The sequence below is a fragment of the Haloferax sp. KTX1 genome (assembly GCF_902410085.1).
In the GTDB taxonomy this organism is placed as follows: domain Archaea; phylum Halobacteriota; class Halobacteria; order Halobacteriales; family Haloferacaceae; genus Haloferax; species Haloferax massiliensis.
Window position 1 is genome coordinate 1 of sequence record NZ_CABPRH010000281.1, and the last position, 412, is coordinate 412.

The 412-nt window shown below is 61.2% G+C and carries 1 pseudogene; it reads right to left on the reverse strand.

Going from position 1 to position 412, the window contains the following annotated elements:
- Positions 1-384: pseudogene (locus tag FY251_RS21845) on the reverse strand (serine acetyltransferase); the annotation flags it as partial.
- Positions 385-412 lie beyond the last annotated feature (28 nt).

Consider the following 412-nt stretch of genomic DNA (forward strand, 5'->3'; position numbering starts at 1 on the left):
GATTATCTCCATGTACGTCTTCGCCGCCGGATCGCCTTTGAACGCGGCCTCGACGTCTTTTTTGAGTCGCGCGCGAACCGCTGGGAGCTGATCGATGACGGCGTCGACTGTCTCGGCGGGGTCAGATCCGGCGTACGGTCTGATACCGGCAAAGAAGAGGCCACAAAGGGTGTCGAGACGGTCCAGCACGGCGAGTTCGTCCCGGACCAGTTCAGCGGCGTTCCAGCAGGTCGGGAAGAACAGTCGCTTGAGGATGTCGACTTCCGGCCGTCGGTGTTCCCGCCGCGGGAACTCCATCTGCGTCTGGGTCGGGAACGGCTCTTCATCGGCCCGGTACGCCGCGAAGAGTTTCTCGTGTGTGTCGCCCGTGTAACAGTAGTCCATATCGGATGGTTGGGCTGAACCATCTTAG